The sequence below is a fragment of the Aerosakkonema funiforme FACHB-1375 genome (assembly GCF_014696265.1).
GTDB lineage: Bacteria > Cyanobacteriota > Cyanobacteriia > Cyanobacteriales > Aerosakkonemataceae > Aerosakkonema > Aerosakkonema funiforme_A.
This window is the reverse complement of record NZ_JACJPW010000094.1, coordinates 1-15067: the sequence shown is the minus strand read 5'-3', so window position 1 is coordinate 15067 and position 15067 is coordinate 1. Positions and strand designations below refer to the sequence as shown.

At 42.5% G+C, this 15067-nt stretch carries 22 protein-coding genes; 11 read left to right on the top strand and 11 right to left on the bottom strand.

The genetic code is table 11. The annotated features are described in order from the left end of the window. Nucleotides 1–50 precede the first annotated feature (50 nt). From H6G03_RS27770 to H6G03_RS27740, 7 genes are all read left to right on the top strand, one after another. Nucleotides 51–287: a DUF2283 domain-containing protein gene (locus H6G03_RS27770; RefSeq protein WP_190471816.1), complete on the top strand. Its 237-nt coding sequence runs from the start codon at nt 51–53 to the stop codon at nt 285–287. Nucleotides 288–417: 130 nt separating this feature from the next. Next, nucleotides 418–681: a hypothetical protein gene (locus H6G03_RS27765; RefSeq protein ID WP_190471814.1), complete on the top strand. Its 264-nt coding sequence runs from the start codon at nt 418–420 to the stop codon at nt 679–681. Then, entirely contained in the window at nt 681–1055 is a 375-nt protein-coding gene (locus H6G03_RS27760) for a type II toxin-antitoxin system VapC family toxin (RefSeq protein WP_190471812.1), read from the top strand. Before H6G03_RS27765 ends, H6G03_RS27760 begins: the two co-directional genes overlap by 1 nt. Further along, on the top strand, nt 1039–1185 hold the full coding sequence (locus tag H6G03_RS27755) for a hypothetical protein (protein ID WP_190471799.1): 147 nt from the start codon (nt 1039–1041) through the stop codon (nt 1183–1185). The genes H6G03_RS27760 and H6G03_RS27755 overlap by 17 nt, the downstream gene beginning before the upstream one ends. Nucleotides 1186–1248: 63 nt before the next feature. Beyond that, the gene (locus H6G03_RS27750) at nt 1249–1461 is read left to right on the top strand and encodes a hypothetical protein (protein WP_190471798.1); all 213 of its coding nucleotides are present in this window, start codon (nt 1249–1251) and stop codon (nt 1459–1461) included. Nucleotides 1462–1499: 38 nt separating this feature from the next. Further along, nucleotides 1500–1964 (top strand): hypothetical protein, encoded by a 465-nt coding sequence (locus H6G03_RS27745; protein ID WP_190471796.1) that lies wholly within the window; start codon nt 1500–1502, stop codon nt 1962–1964. Nucleotide 1965: 1 nt separating this feature from the next. Beyond that, nucleotides 1966–2433 carry a DUF7689 domain-containing protein gene (locus H6G03_RS27740; RefSeq protein WP_190471795.1) on the top strand — a complete coding sequence of 156 codons (468 nt, stop codon included), beginning with the start codon at nt 1966–1968 and terminating at the stop codon, nt 2431–2433. A gap of 143 nt (nt 2434–2576) precedes the next feature. Here H6G03_RS27740 and H6G03_RS27735 read toward each other — a convergent pair whose 3' ends face one another. The 4 genes from H6G03_RS27735 to H6G03_RS27720 form a co-directional block, all read right to left on the bottom strand. Further along, nucleotides 2577–2978, bottom strand: a complete 402-nt coding sequence (locus tag H6G03_RS27735; protein ID WP_190471792.1) for a hypothetical protein — start codon at nt 2976–2978, stop codon at nt 2577–2579. A 22-nt stretch (nt 2979–3000) separates the two neighbouring features. Beyond that, on the bottom strand, nt 3001–3201 hold the full coding sequence (locus H6G03_RS27730) for a hypothetical protein (protein WP_190471791.1): 201 nt from the start codon (nt 3199–3201) through the stop codon (nt 3001–3003). Nucleotides 3202–3271: 70 nt separating this feature from the next. Next, the gene (locus tag H6G03_RS27725; protein WP_190471789.1) at nt 3272–3619 is read right to left on the bottom strand and encodes a hypothetical protein; all 348 of its coding nucleotides are present in this window, start codon (nt 3617–3619) and stop codon (nt 3272–3274) included. A 3-nt stretch (nt 3620–3622) separates the two neighbouring features. Then, a complete protein-coding gene (locus H6G03_RS27720; RefSeq protein WP_190471787.1) occupies nt 3623–4522 on the bottom strand; it encodes an ATP-binding protein in 900 nt (299 codons plus the stop codon). Nucleotides 4523–4715: 193 nt separating this feature from the next. Here H6G03_RS27720 and H6G03_RS27715 point away from each other — a divergent pair, with 193 nt between their 5' ends. Next, nucleotides 4716–6098, top strand: a complete 1383-nt coding sequence (locus H6G03_RS27715; protein ID WP_190471786.1) for an AAA family ATPase — start codon at nt 4716–4718, stop codon at nt 6096–6098. A 126-nt stretch (nt 6099–6224) separates the two neighbouring features. Here H6G03_RS27715 and H6G03_RS27710 read toward each other — a convergent pair whose 3' ends face one another. From H6G03_RS27710 to H6G03_RS27685, 6 genes are all read right to left on the bottom strand, one after another. Further along, complete coding sequence (locus tag H6G03_RS27710) at nt 6225–6425, bottom strand: hypothetical protein (RefSeq protein ID WP_190471784.1); 201 nt, start codon at nt 6423–6425, stop codon at nt 6225–6227. A 19-nt stretch (nt 6426–6444) separates the two neighbouring features. After that, entirely contained in the window at nt 6445–6666 is a 222-nt protein-coding gene (locus H6G03_RS27705; RefSeq protein ID WP_190471782.1) for a type II toxin-antitoxin system HicB family antitoxin, read from the bottom strand. Between the two features lie 2 nt (nt 6667–6668). Next, nucleotides 6669–6926: a type II toxin-antitoxin system HicA family toxin gene (locus H6G03_RS27700; protein WP_190471780.1), complete on the bottom strand. Its 258-nt coding sequence runs from the start codon at nt 6924–6926 to the stop codon at nt 6669–6671. Between the two features lie 27 nt (nt 6927–6953). Then, nucleotides 6954–8876, bottom strand: a complete 1923-nt coding sequence (locus tag H6G03_RS27695; protein ID WP_190471779.1) for a serine/threonine-protein kinase — start codon at nt 8874–8876, stop codon at nt 6954–6956. A gap of 158 nt (nt 8877–9034) precedes the next feature. Then, nucleotides 9035–9868, bottom strand: coding sequence for a 1,4-dihydroxy-2-naphthoyl-CoA synthase (menB, locus tag H6G03_RS27690; RefSeq protein ID WP_190471776.1), 834 nt, complete (start codon nt 9866–9868; stop codon nt 9035–9037). A gap of 26 nt (nt 9869–9894) precedes the next feature. Next, nucleotides 9895–10203: a DUF3067 family protein gene (locus tag H6G03_RS27685; protein ID WP_190471874.1), complete on the bottom strand. Its 309-nt coding sequence runs from the start codon at nt 10201–10203 to the stop codon at nt 9895–9897. 226 nt (nt 10204–10429) lie between these two features. On the opposite strand from H6G03_RS27685, the gene petC reads away from it, so the two are divergent. Together petC and petA are read left to right on the top strand one after the other, a co-directional pair. Then, nucleotides 10430–10969, top strand: a complete 540-nt coding sequence (gene petC / locus H6G03_RS27680) for a cytochrome b6-f complex iron-sulfur subunit (RefSeq protein ID WP_190471773.1) — start codon at nt 10430–10432, stop codon at nt 10967–10969. 121 nt (nt 10970–11090) lie between these two features. Then, the gene (petA, locus tag H6G03_RS27675) at nt 11091–12080 is read left to right on the top strand and encodes a cytochrome f (protein WP_190471772.1); all 990 of its coding nucleotides are present in this window, start codon (nt 11091–11093) and stop codon (nt 12078–12080) included. Nucleotides 12081–12165: 85 nt separating this feature from the next. Here petA and H6G03_RS27670 read toward each other — a convergent pair whose 3' ends face one another. Beyond that, nucleotides 12166–13755 (bottom strand): glycoside hydrolase family 57 protein, encoded by a 1590-nt coding sequence (locus H6G03_RS27670; RefSeq protein WP_190471769.1) that lies wholly within the window; start codon nt 13753–13755, stop codon nt 12166–12168. A 774-nt stretch (nt 13756–14529) separates the two neighbouring features. On the opposite strand from H6G03_RS27670, the gene H6G03_RS27665 reads away from it, so the two are divergent. Beyond that, the coding region (locus H6G03_RS27665) for a DUF3038 domain-containing protein (protein ID WP_190471766.1) at nt 14530–15067 on the top strand (538 nt) is incomplete at its 3' end.

Here is a 15067-nt window from a genome sequence, read left to right as displayed (position 1 = left end):
TAAGTTTTAAACAGTAAACGTTTATTATTTCAACTAGAAGGAAGAAAACTATGAATATCCACTACGATCCAGAAGTTGATGCACTCTATATAGAGTTACTGCCATTAGCGCCGGGGACAGCCGAAAATCGAGAACTGACAGAAGATATTATTGCTGATTACAGTGCTGATGGCAAACTAGCTGGATTAGAAATCCTTGATGCTTCGCAAGTTTTGGGTGAACAACTACAAGAAATAATTGTCGAGGATGCTTCAGTTGGTGTAATCCATCGACTTGCTCTTTTATAAAGATAAGTAGAATATGTGCGATCGCATTCTGGGAAAGACGGAAGTGCGATCGCTCCGGTAGATATAGCTGGACATAGAAGATCGCTTATAGTAGAATATCTATTATAACTAACAAAACATTCAACTATTTATGCTAAAAACATTTGAGGCTGTACTGAAAGGAAACATTTTAGAGTGGGCTAACGAAGCTCCAAAAGAAAGCGAGCGCCCGGTCAAAGTTTACGTTACTTTATTAGAAGAAGATTCAAGCTTAAGCGCCGATATACGCCGTCAAAAAGTCGTTGAAATTTTACAAAAAATTGCCGATACTAATGCTTTTGCTAGTGTTAACGATCCAGCGGAATGGCAGCGAGATTTGCGCCAAGATCGTCCACTTGCGAGTAGGGATGAATAATGTTAATTGATAGCAATATTATTATCTATGCTTCGCAGGCAGAATACCCGCATATTAGGCAGTTTATCGGCGAAAATGACATAGCAGTATCAGCATTAAGTTACGTTGAAGTCCTTGGCTACCACCGGCTAACTGAAGAGTCTAGGCTATACTTTGAGGAATTTTTTCGCATTGTGGAGGTTCTCCCTATTTCACAAGCTGTACTCGCTCGATCGGTGACACTAAGACAGATGAGGAGAATGACACTTGGGGATGCTATTATTGCAGCAACAGCTTTGGTATATGATAGGACGTTGGTGACAAGAAACACAGGGGATTTTGAATGGATTGGCGATCTTACACTGTTTAACCCGTTTGATGGTGAAGAAACTTGAGATGGCGATCGCTTTTGGCAGAAATATGGAAGTGTGCGATCGCATTTTGGGGGAAAGATGGGAGTGCGATCGCATTCTGAGAAAGACGGAAGTGCGATCGCTTTTGGCTATAAGGTTTCCGGTTCAGTAGTTAATGACAGTAAAAATGCTATTCTAGATATTAGACCTAAATTTTAGGGGACACTTTAAAACTATGAGTAGTTCTTTGACACCTTTTTTAAAGCACAGAGGAAAAACAGAAGCAGAACAATTACAAAAGAATCTGGCGGCAATGAAACTTCTGAAAGGCTGGATAGAAGAAGAAGTTACGGAAGAAGAATCAAAGCAAAGAGAAAGCTACTTTGAATATTTCAAAGAAATTATGGATAATGCGCGAATCTCAGGACATAAACTTTACAGTAAATAATGATTGTTTTTTTAGATACGGGCTAATTTGTAAATCAGATGAATACTATCACAATTGCCATTTCAGATGAGCGTTTGCACAAGCTACAAAAAGTCGCCGCTGACCTCAATGTATCGATAGAAGATTTGCTCTTAATAAGCTTGGATAACTTGCTCGCACAGAGAGAAGTTTCTCCCCCAAATATCAGCAAAAATGCCGAACTTGACCCAGAAATAGTAGATAAGTTTTATGCCCTTGCTAAGCAATGGGAAAATGAAGTTGCTGGAATGTCCTCTACTGCCCAAATGTCTCAGCATCCTTATTATCAGGAAATTATTAGTATGGGAACCAAAATCGTGCCCCTGTTGCTGTCAGAACTGAAAAAAAATCCGCTTTACTGGTTAGCAGCGTTGAGTGCAATTACAGGCGAAAATCCTATCAAGCCAGAACAAAGAGGAAGAGTCAAGCAGATGGCATCAGCTTGGATAGAGTGGGGTAGAAACCAAGGCTACGCGATCGAATAAAATGTATAGAAGACCTGAACTTGAAATTAAATGGCCTAATTTGTCTCGCACTGATTATCAAGTTACCAGTCCAAAGTCAGAGGAATATAACTGTTTTGCATGGGCTGTAGAAGAGGACGATCGCTGGTGGCAACCTATACCGGGAGAGCAATTTTATTGGCCTGATGGCGTTCCTCAAGAAGAGACTCTAGAAGCTTATATTCAAGCTTATCAAACGCTAGGATATGAACCAGATGATAATGAAATATTAGAAACTGGATATCAGAAAATAGCTATATATGTTGACTCTAATGGTATTCCAACTCATGCAGCCAGACAATTACCTAATGGGAAGTGGACAAGTAAACTTGGCTGGTTGGAAGATATCGAACACGAACTTGATGGATTAACAGGGGATCGGTACGGAGTTGTCGGTCAAATTCTCAAACGTCCGATCGAGTTTAGTTCTGCTAATACTATTGATGAGTAGTTGAGTTTTTAGGTGCGATCGCATTTTGGGGGTAAGATGGAAATGTGCGATCTCGCATTTGGGTAAGATGGAAATGTGCGATCGCATTTGGGGTATGATGGAAATGTGCGATCGCTATATTTTACATGAAAGTAAAGATTACATCAATTATCAGGCTTCAAACTTAATTCAACGCGCCCCTTACTTTTCATTTCATCTAGAATATTAGCCGGAATATTTATCACGCGCTTTACTTTAGCACTCACAGTATTGACAAAGCTTTTTTCTCCTTTTTGGCTATAGGTTTTAATTTCAATCAATTCTTGTTTGTCATCAAGAATTAGACGGCTTCCTAACACAGAATATCCATCTTGTTCAATTCTTCTGTGAATGCCTTTAATATCCTCCTCCAGTAAATCAAAATTTAAAGTTTCCCTCTGGATACTATTAAATGTGTCAATATCAGCAACATTTTCCTGCAATGCTTGTGATATCTTTTCACCCGCATTTTTTACGGTATCGAATATTTTCCAAAACTTGTGCCCTAAACTTTCTGATTCTGACATATTAATCTTCTCCATAATTATTTTACAGGATTTTATGTTTTTCTTTTTTGAGTAGACATTCTAGTTCTTTTTGAGGAATATCATTATCTGAAATGGAAACTTCTTCAAACTTTGGTGGAAGTGCTTTTCTTGCTCTTCTTTCAAGTTCCCATAGCACATCTTGAGGAATGTCTTCTCTCGCTATCTCTATCCCATATGTTACATATCTTTTTTGATCTGACATATTAATCCTACCAAAATAATCAAAAAAATCTTGATCCTTGACGTAAGGTAAGCTACCTCTCTCTAGGGTTTTAAGTAGATGCTCGCCCTAACTCCAACTTTGATTTGTACTCAAGTTGCTTGTTTAAGTCTTCAGGAATATCACCCTGATAAATTTCTTTTTTATCTGATAGAAGACTGGTAACTTTGGTATAGATATTTCTAGAAAACATTTCAACTTTCTTGTAATAGCGTTTGCCCTCTCTAACTAAGTAAACAATAGCATCTGAAGTCACCTCAATAGCTCGGTTTATCCGAGCTAGTAGATATCCTATTACACGGGTAGCCCAGGCTCTGAGTTCATCCCAAAAGTAACCAACAGTAGCACCAGCTAAAAAACTACCTATAATAATCGTCCAAGTTATAGGATCGATAGGCATGATTTATTCCTCCTTTAAATCTGAAGTGTTTTCTTCCTCTATCACAACTGCTTCCGCTAAATTAATTTTTTGGTGACGCAGTTTGATAGTTTTATATTTATTGATTTCCTCATTGATGACTGTCTCATCAATAGCCTTTGTTTTGCCTACTAGCAATTTCAGTCCCAGTTTAATCGTGATATTTCTAATATCACCACCACATAAACCCTCGCTGATTTCCGCTGCCCTCTCGTAACTGATGTTTCGGGGAACATTTTTAGATAAATGGAATTCCCACAATTGAATTCTCATTTCCCGATCAGGTACAGGAAACTCTACATTAAATATGATCCTCCTTAAAAAAGCCGCATCATAGTTTTCAAATAAGTTAGTGGCAAAAATTATCACACCATTAAATTTATCCATCAGTGTTAATAGTGTGCTTTTGGCAGAGTTTACACCATGATCGGCTGCTTGCGATAAGTTAGAAATCCTTTTACTTAAAACTGCATCAGCTTCATCAAAAAATAATAAACTCTTATTCTCCTCGGCTAGTTTGAAAACTTTTGATAAATTTTTGGATGTACCACCTACCAATTCGGATTCTAACTCACCATAGTTGACTTTGATGATATTAGTTCCTAATTTTTGGGCAATGGCTTCAGCTGTAATGCTTTTACCAGTACCTGGTGGGCCAAAAAAGTTGATACTTAAACCGTTACCTGTCTTGAGAAAACGATTAAACTCCCATTCATACAATAACTTTTCTCGATTTTTTACATAAGCAATCATTTCTTCAATTTGCTCAAATGTACTTTTTGACAAGGCTATTTCACCTAATGTCCATTGAGGCGTTTCGAGCAAACTACTTGGCTCATCTTTGGTACTAGGGTCTTTTTTATCTTTGACTATTTCAAATTTCATGTTTGATGTTTATTTGGCTTGCTTGTGCCGCAACATAGCGGCTTTATACCAGTAAACAATCCGATCCTAAACAAGCGATCGCTACTTTACCGTATGAAAAGTACGGCATTTCGTCACCCAGTCAAAGTATGAAAAGTACGAAAGGTACGAAAACTATGGTATAATAAGGTTCAATTTAGTATTTATTGGGTGTATGGATATTGCGGAAATCTTAGAACTGGCAAATAATCTAATCTTTTCCAAAACCGGAAAACATTTAGATCGTTTGCAAAAAACTGTATTAAAAGGTACTATCCAAGGTCAAACCTACTCAGAAATTGCTAAGGATAATGGTTTTAGTGAAAGTCATGTTAAAAATGTCGGACATGAATTATGGAATCTTCTCTCCTCAGTATTAGGTGAAAAAGTTACTAAAGCTAATTTTAAAAGTATATTCAAAAACATAAGAAGCAAAAATTTTTCCCAGATAGATTCAAAAGGTTGCCAAAATAATCCAACAATTAATAATATTAATATTTTTACAGATAAACATCGATCGTCCTCCTCTCCCCAAAACCCCCAAAAAACCCCAACTCAACCCCACATCGACTTAGGCGACGCGCCGGAAATCTTCAGTTTCTACGATCGCACTACCGAACTCGCTACCCTGGTAAACTGGATAATATGCGATCGCACTCGTCTTATCGCACTTCTCGGAATCAGCGGAATTGGCAAAACTACCCTTTCATTACGACTAATAGAACAAATCAAAACCAATTTCGATTACATTATTTATCGCAGTCTTCGCTTTTCCCCAACACTCAACGCAACACTCACCAATCTGCTGCAAATCTTCCCCCACGAAGCAGACATTCCCCAGAACATCGAAACGCAAATATCCCAACTCCTCAACTATCTACGCCAGCATCGCTGTTTAATTATATTCGATGACCTACAAATGCTTTTTGCTAGCGGACAACTCGCGGGTCAATATCAAACTGGATATGAAGATTATCAGTTATTTTTTAAATTAATTGCCGAAGTCAATCACAACAGTTGTTTGTTACTCAATAGTTGGGAGAAACCTAGAGAAATTGCCAAGTTAGAAAAAGCTAATAATTACGTGCGGACATTCGTCTTAGGCAGTTTGGGATTAGCAGCAAAAGAAATACTGAAAGAGCGTAAATTATCAGATGAAGAAACTTGGGAAACATTGATTGATATCTACCAAGGCAATCCTCTCTGGTTAGAATTGACCGCCAGCGCGATCGAAGAGATATTTGCAGGTAGTGTTTCTGATTTCCTGCAATGCGATGCGCCAATATTGGATGAATCTTTACAAGCGCAACTAGACCAACAATTTCAGCGTTTAACACAGCAGGAAATAGCAGTAATAACTCAGTTGGCTAAGGAAAGTCAACCGGTTGTTTTACCGGATATTTTAAAGATAGGAGAATTATCGGTATCGGATTTAGTGAATGTAATGCGATCGCTAGGAAGGCGGTTATTAATCGAGGGGAAAGAGGAGGGCAAAACAACTTTTTTCAGCTTGAATAGCGTGATAAAAGAGTATGTTAAAACTCGGTATATGAGATAACTTAGAAATCAAACTAATCCCATAAAATGCGTTTCTTCATTTCCGTCACAAAATATCGAAATATACAACAAAAAAACCAGTTTCCCATACGCGATCGCGAATACAGCACCATGCGATCGACTTTCATTATTTATCCGATTTAGTAACAGGTTTCATTCTTCCCAAACGGTAAGAAGTTAACGAACTATTCCGAATATCCGCTTCTATTTGGGCAATCAGTTCATCAAGTGCTAAATTGAGATTATCAAATTGGCGGCAGACTTCGCGCATTCTAGTAACAGTTTGCTTCACTTTCTCTGGATCGGGAAGGGGAGGTTCTTGAGTCATAGTAAGTTCCAAGATAATTTTATATTCCCACTTGGTATATAGCTGGTCGATATCTAGGCAGGGGAATCGGTTTTCCTTCAACTTTCGCGGTTTCCAGCCATACAGCTTTCGCAATTAGGACTTCCCGCACAGCTTCCTCTGGTGTTTCGCCAAAAGCAGAACAGTATTTTAAGTCAGGTATATCCGCAATGTAACCTTCATCCTCTTCACTATAGAATACATTGATGTGATAATCTTTCATAGTTACTCTGTTTCATCCTCCAGTTGAAGATTATACTGTTCTATCAGTAACAAAAATTGGCGGACTTGGTATGGTGTTATTTTACCTTTCTTATTTTGAATATTAACTATTTCTGGAATTTCAGGATGGCTAAAGATGTGATGGCTGCCATTGATGCGCGATAGACGAAACCCAAAGGCTTCAATCAGTGTCACCATTTCATTAAACTGGATATTTTTCGATCCAGATAGAACTTTTTCAAGTAGCTTACGTTTTTTCATCCCGAATTTTCCTTTCGCTACTTGTGGTTATGGCTTAATCAAATGTTGCTGAGACTGTTGATATTTAACAATGAGCCTACGTCGTCTTAAAATGGGATAAAAAATCATTGTAGCTAATGGTAAACCTGTTCCTGCTAGTGCCAATATTATTAACAGATTCAAAAATCCAACTATAAAGCCAATTCCTAAGCTAATTCCTAACCCCACTGTTAGTATTGAGATAACCACAACAAACCATTCAGTTACTAAATTTTTAGCGATAGTTCTAGCCACCAAACCAGCTATAAACCCAACCACACTCACAACTACAATCCAAACCAACGCCATAAAAAAGGGGACATCTCCCTTCGCCAAAGCTAGACTCGACCCTATCAGCCCACAGATGCTTCCAGCTACAGATCCTGCCATCATCCCAACCACCAACTCAACCACAGAGCTTCCCTTACCGCTTTTAGTCGAATATCCAGCTAGAGCCCCAAGTCCAAATCCCAATCCGCCATCAATCGAAGCTTCAGTAACAGCCCCAGCAAAAACCCCAATCAAAGCCCCAATGCCAGCCCCAAACGCTGCCCCAGGCATACCCCAAGCTAAAGCCCCAACCCAAGCTACCCCAAAACAAGTTACAAACAGCACAGATAGGGAACCATAAGGCAATTGTTTATTGGCAATAGGCAGTGGAGCCGTTTGAACTTTAACCGTTAAAATATAAGTATTTGGCGATGAATTCGTATGCAATAAAATTTGCCTCTCACCAGCTTGATCTGCCTGCAATTTGCTAGTATCTACAGTAATTTTGCAATCAATTTGATCACTCGCAAACTGAGCAGGTGAAAATGAAATCCAAGCATGGGTATTTGGCGTATGTGGTGGATCGTTGGGATGCGGTGCTACTTCCCATCTACCCTCTAGCAGGGTGTCAGGAATAGAGTTAGTAATTTTAATTGTTTGAGTTAGTATTTGATTTATTTTTGTGGCTGTAAATGTCAAACTAGATTGGCTTAATCGAACTTCTGGTATAAATTCTTTAATTACCTCATCTGCTGATTGATATCGTTCTCTTACTGACTCTTTAAGAAGTTTGTCTAAAATTTGTCCCAAGTGAGAACTAATCGGTTTTGCTAGATGCTGTCGCCATATCCAGTAATCCTGCTGAGGATCGTAGAGATTATGAGGAGGAATTCTCGTCAATAAATGAATACAACTAGCAGCTAAACTATAAAGGTCAGTAGCCGGATAAACTTTTCCATACTGTACTTGTTCTTTTGGTGCATATCCAGGCGTACCTACCAATACGCTAACTGTTGTACCTGCTTGACCAGAATAAGTTGTTGTGAATTCCTTCGCAATGCCAAAGTCGATCAGCACCAATTGGCGATCGCTCTTTCGACGCATTATATTCTGAGGCTTAATATCCCGATGAATAACATTTTTATCATGAATAAACTTGAGGACTGGCAGAAGCTCTTTTAAAAATTCCCGAATCTGTTTTTCATTGAAAGCTCCTTGTTGGGTTAATTCTTCCAGTAAGTCCTGTCCTTCAATAAATTCTTGTATTAAGTATAAATATTTTTGGCTTTGCAAATAAGCCGACTGATTAGCTTTCTCAAGTCCTTGTTCCAGGTAGTCAAACAGAGTCGGAATTTGAGGATGAATGCCTAGTTCAGCCAGTTGTTTTGCTTCTCGCTCAAAGAGCCTAATATAAGTCTGTAGTTGAGCCGGATTGTTTTGAACTTCAGGAGGAACTAAAAGCTGCTTAATTACGCATTTATCTCCATTATGTTCATCCACTGCTAGAAACGTTTTCCCAAAACCCCCTTTCCCCAGTACCTTGATAGCACGGTAACGGTCTTTGAGTCGTAACTTTGAGCCACAGCTTTGGCAAAACCTTGTATTATCGGGATTTTCAGGTTTCTGGCAATCTTTGGTATCAGGATTCAAGCAATAGCTCATACTGAGGATTTTAGGAGTTGAGCAAGTTGCGGATATCATATACAACTGCTACCCAGTTATAAATGAGTAGGATCACTGCATATCAGTGATTTGGCTCAAATAACAGAGACAACTCTCTTCTCCCCCCTCTCCTGCGAGGAGAGGGGGCTAGGGAGAGGTCAAGGTAACCAAGGATACTGGCGAAAATCCGGTTTCCGTTTCTCTAAAAACGCTTGTTTCCCCTCTGCACCTTCCTCTGTCATGTAATACAGTAAAGTTGCATTTCCCGCCAACTCTTGCAAACCTGCTTGTCCGTCACAATCGGCATTAAAAGCAGCTTTCAAACAGCGAATTGCGATCGGACTTTTTTCTAATATTTCTCTCGCCCATTTAATCCCTTCCTCTTCCAACTCCTCCACTGGCACCACGCAATTAACCAAACCCATTTCTAAAGCTTGTTTGGCATCATATTGCCGACACAAATACCAAATTTCTCGTGCCTTTTTCTGCCCGACAATTCTGGCTAAATAACTAGCACCAAATCCACCATCAAAGCTACCTACTTTCGGCCCCGTTTGACCGAAAATTGCATTCTCAGCAGCTATTGTCAAATCGCACAAAATGTGCAGTACGTGACCGCCGCCGATCGCATATCCAGCCACCAAGGCAATCACCACCTTCGGCATCGTGCGAATCAGTCGCTGTAAATCCAACACATTCAGGCGCGGTACACCAGCATCGTCCACATAGCCAGCCGTTCCCCGCACGCTTTGGTCACCGCCAGCACAGAAAGCGTACTTACCATCCGTGTGAGGCCCAGCACCAGTAAAAAGCACTACACCGATATTCGTATCTTCGCGGGCATCGGCAAAAGCATCGTAAAGTTCAAAAACAGTTTTGGGACGAAAGGCATTGCGTTTGTGGGGACGATTAATAGTAATTTTCGCGATACCGTCCGTTTTGTGGTAAAGAATATCTTCGTAGGTTTTAGCAGTTTGCCATTCAACTTGCATAGACAATTGTGTAGAGGACAGAAATCTTATATTATCCACTCCGAAGAGCGATCGCCCAAATCAATCGGAATGCTCACCGCCTTACCGAGTCGGGGGCGCTCCCGCGTCTGCACAATATATTGTTGCACCTGCGCCCTAGCACCCCAAGCCTCAACATAACTGGCAATAGTATCTAGATGCGCCATATATTCGGCCTCTGAAAGCGGAAAAGATGCCTGTTCCAGATATTTCCACATAATCTGCACAAAAATCTTCCCCTGAATGCGCCGCACTTGCACATCGTAAGAGTATCCCCACTTATCTACTAATATTTGGCGTAAGTCTTGTCCGGTCATAGTCCAAACCATGTAAAATTTTCGCGATCGAGACAACGTGCCTCTAGATTATGAGACGAGTGTCAAAAAATGTAATAATACCCCTGAGATAGTTGTAAACCAGTTTCTCAAAGCATTTTTGAGACCTTGCCAGGGAGCGGCAGATTGCACGTTCGCGACGCATGGTGGGAAAAATCTGAGGTTAAACTCAGAAATCTTGACAAAGATACACACTCAAGCATAAGTTATGGCTCAAGTTTCGGGATCTGCTGACGCACCCGATATGGGGCGTCGTCAGTTTATGAATTTGCTAACATTTGGCACCATCACGGGAACGGCACTGGGAGCCCTCTATCCGGTAGTCAAATACTTTATCCCCCCATCTAGTGGTGGAGGTGGTGGTGGCGTCACCGCCAAAGACGCTCTCGGTGCCGAGATCGTAGTGAGTGAGTTTTTGACCACTCATAATCCGGGCTCGCGCACCCTCGCCCAAGGACTCAAAGGCGACCCCACTTACATTGTGGTGAAAGAAGACAAAGCCATAGCCGATTATGGAATCAACGCCATCTGCACCCACTTGGGCTGCGTCGTACCCTGGAACGTCGCCGAGAACAAATTTAAGTGTCCTTGCCACGGTTCTCAGTATGACAGCACCGGAAAGGTAGTGCGCGGGCCAGCACCGCGATCGCTCGCACTCGTTCACGCCAACGTTCAAGACGACAAACTCGTCTTGACACCTTGGACAGAAACTGACTTCCGCACCGGCGAAGAACCCTGGTGGGCGTAAGCGATTTTAGATTTTAGATTTGAGATTTTAGATTCAATCAAAAATCCAAAATCTCAAATTGACTTGCTCAGAGAGCATACCTATTGAATTGACATTGGTCACGGAATCGTTGTTATTACAGATGAAAAAAGTTTGTTTATCGGCGATACGCTCCAGCAGTAAGTGGGCGATTACCAAAATAGCACTGCTGGCGATCGCAACCTTTACCCTCTTCTTCGCCAGCGATTTAGCACTTCCAAAGCCAGCTGCCGCCTACCCCTTCTGGGCACAGGAAACCGCCCCCGAAACGCCCCGCGAACCCACAGGGCGGATTGTTTGCGCCAACTGTCACCTGGCTGCTAAAACCACCAAAGTTGAAGTACCCCAATCCGTCCTCCCCGACACAGTATTTGAAGCCGTCGTCAAAGTTCCCTACGACACCAGCGTGCAGCAGGTAATCGGTGACGGTTCCAAAGGCGGCTTGAACGTCGGTGCTGTCCTGATGTTGCCCGAAGGCTTCAAAATTGCCCCGGAAGACCGCATTCCGGAGGAAATGAAAGAAAAAATCGGGGATCTGTATTACCAAACCTACAAAGAAGGTCAGGATAACGTAATTATCGTCGGGCCTCTACCGGGCGAGCAATATCAAGAAATTGTCTTCCCAGTTCTTTCCCCCAATCCCGAAACCGACAAAAACATCCACTATGGCAAATACGCCGTTCATGTGGGTGGCAACCGAGGTCGCGGTCAAGTTTACCCCACCGGCGATCGCACCAACAACAACCTATTTAACGCTTCCGCCGCCGGTACCATCACTCAGATTGCCAAAGCTGAAGATGGCGGCTATCAAGTAACAATTAAAACCGAAGCAGGCGAAACCGTCGTCGATACGATTCCCGCCGGCCCAGAATTGATCGTTACTGAAGGTCAACCCGTAACCGCAGGCGAAGCCTTAACCGTAAACCCCAATGTGGGTGGATTCGGTCAGGCTGACACCGAAATCGTCTTGCAAAGCGCCTCGCGGATTAAGTGGCTGATGCTGTTCTTCGCCGGCATCATGCTCAGCCAAGTTTTACTGGTGCTGAAGAAGAAACAAATCGAGAAAGTGCAAGCCGCCGAGATGAACTTCTAGGTTTGACTTGACACGCGATCGACAAAATAATTTTTTGGGGACAGGCATATTGCCTGTCCTTTTTGAACTATAAATTCACAAAACTTCACATGGAGCGATAAATGCGATAGTTAATATTCGGAAAGATATTGTCAATTGCCTCAACTTTTCCCAGCCAACCGCTGTCAACTTTGCTGGCCTTAATATCCTCGTATAGCTTATTGAAACGCATCAAATGCGATCGCGTCCGGCGTACCGCATAAGGTACCATCGTACCAGTCCTCATAATAAACGCCCAATCAGAAGACTGGGCAAGCAGCAATTCTCGCGCCGCCTGATTCAGCGCACGCCACTCCAATTCGTCCACCGGTTCCCTAGCAGCTAACTCGATCATTCGTTCTGCCGTCTTGTGCAAATACGGATAAATCCAGGAATTAGTATCGTTGAGCCAATACTCGTGGAATCCCTTATAACCCCAGCTCGACTGTGCCAGACGGCAGACTTGTTGTTTCGGGTGAATGCGGAGATAGTCTGCCAAATGAGTCACCGCGTAAGTTTTTTGATCGTACCAGGACTTGCGGAACAGAAAATCGAGGAACCAAGGCCCTTCAAACCACCAGTGACCGAATAACTCCGCATCATAAGGACAGACAATAATGGGAGGCCGCTGCATAGCTTTGTAGAGATGCTGTACTTGCTGCTGCCTGTTATACATAAAATTGCCTGCGTGTTCTACCGCCTTTTCCCGCGCCCAATACGGGTCGTAAAGAGCTTTTTCCGCCAAGCCCATACCCCTAGCGGTGATTTTGTGGTACTTGATCCCAATATTTTTGCGTTGCCCGTTGGGCATAATGTAGGGTTTAATGTATTCGTATTCCGCTTCCCAACCTAAATCCTTATAAAACTCACGATACTCCGGGTCTCCCGGATACCCCAGTTGAGTAGACCAAACTTGATGTGCCGATTCGTGATCGCGACCGAAAGCAGCGATACCTGCCTCAGTATAAACAGGAGCATAAGTGCCAAAGCTGGGGCGGGGGCTACCGTAGAGAACCCCATGACCGTCAATCAGGAAATAGCGCAGACCGGCATCAGCTAGCATCCGCTCCAATCCGTTATAGTAAGCGCACTCCGGCAACCAAATTCCTTTAGGAGGGCGTCCAAAGTTTTCCTCATAGTGTTCGCAGGCTACCTTAATTTGTGCCCAAACAGCCTGCGGGTACATTTTCATCAGTGGCAGATAGCCGTGGGTAGCACCACAGGTGATGATTTCTAGGTTGTTACTATCTAAATATTGTTTAAAAGCCCCAACCAAATCGCAGTTATAGCTTTCCCAAACCTTGCGAGTTTCGTGAAATTCTTGAGCGTAAAATTCCGATAGGTAACGAAGATGACCGTGATGCTGATTGTGCAGAATTTCCTTTTCGGCCAGTTCTTCCATCTTAGTTAAGTGGGCATCGTAGCGCTCTTGCAACAGCGGATCTCGTAGCATTGACACCAAAGGAGGTGTCAGGCTCATAGTCATTTTGAACTCAACCCCGTCTCGTTTCAATCCCTCAAACATCCGCAATAGGGGAATGTAGGTTTCGGTAATGGCTTCATAAAGCCACTCTTCTTCCAGCACATAGTCACTTTCGGGATGTCGGACAAAGGGCAGGTGGGCGTGAAGTACAAGAGCGAGATAGCCAATAGCCATAATGATTCGATTGAGGTGAATTGAGGTCGAACGGACGCCGGACGCAAAGGGCTTTACAGTATTTTAAGATTTTAAGGCCAAAGCGGCAGTATCCGAATTATCACCTGAATGGCTTTGTTCCCGGTTCGCGGTTCATAGTTATCCCTCTTTGGGATGAACCTTGAAACTCCTCGACCTAAAGGTACGAAGATTCTTGGGCTGAATCATGCCTCCACTAAGTAAACTTAGCTTTGGTCTTACAGTTTCATATCTAGTCCGACTACACCTTTTACAGCAAGCACTATGCAAGGACTACTCCCCAAGCGTGAATTTCCGTATGCCCTACGGTATTTAATTTCTATTTTTTCCCACCTATGCCATATTTTTTTTAGAGGGCAGTGAGGCATTGGGGCAACCCATTCGGATTGGTGGCATTAGTCTTTATCCAGCGAGTAAGTTCGTATGCCACAACTACATCTTGTGTTCCGCTGGCGTTCAATTTTACCGAAAGCCGTCGTAGAACGAGGGGGTTTTCAACCCAATTTTTCGATAAATCGATCTAAATAAGGTATGGTGCATTTAACTTAAATATGTGTGACAGAGGAACTTGGCAGCAGGAGAGCCCAGGAGAGGAAAATCAACAGATCGCAAATTGCCAATACCCTATGTTCTATACCCAATTGCCCAATTAGCAATCCCCATTTAGCCTAGAAAATCCGTTCAACTTAGGCACTCTCCTGTATCAGAACTTGTAACTGACAGACGATCGGCTGTCTTCTCTTTTATTCTGAAGGTATGCGCTCGAAAGCATTGTCCGCTAAGCCAACCCCTAACTGGGAGGATTTAACTCTAAATACCTCGCCAGACCCTACGCAGTTGGATAATATCAAAGCCCAGCTGGATTTAGTTTTGCTAGCTCTAGAAGCATTAGCGGGAATTGGTTCGGAAACAATACTCGCAGCTGCGGCGCAGCTGAATTTAGAGTCAATCGTTGCCGATCGAGTTTCCTTGTGGCGTTTGCGCCAGTCCAGTCCCTTACGCAAAAGCCAGGGAGGACGTAAAAAGTTGGATGTAGAGGAAGCGCGATCGCTAGTTTTGATTATCTGTCACCTAGCCAAACAACACCAAGAGCTCATCCGTCGCGCCGTCGCCCTCCTGGAACAGCTAACCGAGCAAAACCAAAAACCCCATCAAGCTGCCCTGCTGGGAGATTATATAGATACTTTTACGAACAAATACCAAGAGCGCATGGAGGATGGCGACAACTGTTCTTCTGAAGTTCTCACACATTTGGCTCTCAAACTCTCGATCGATCTGCAGATCGGAAGAGCGT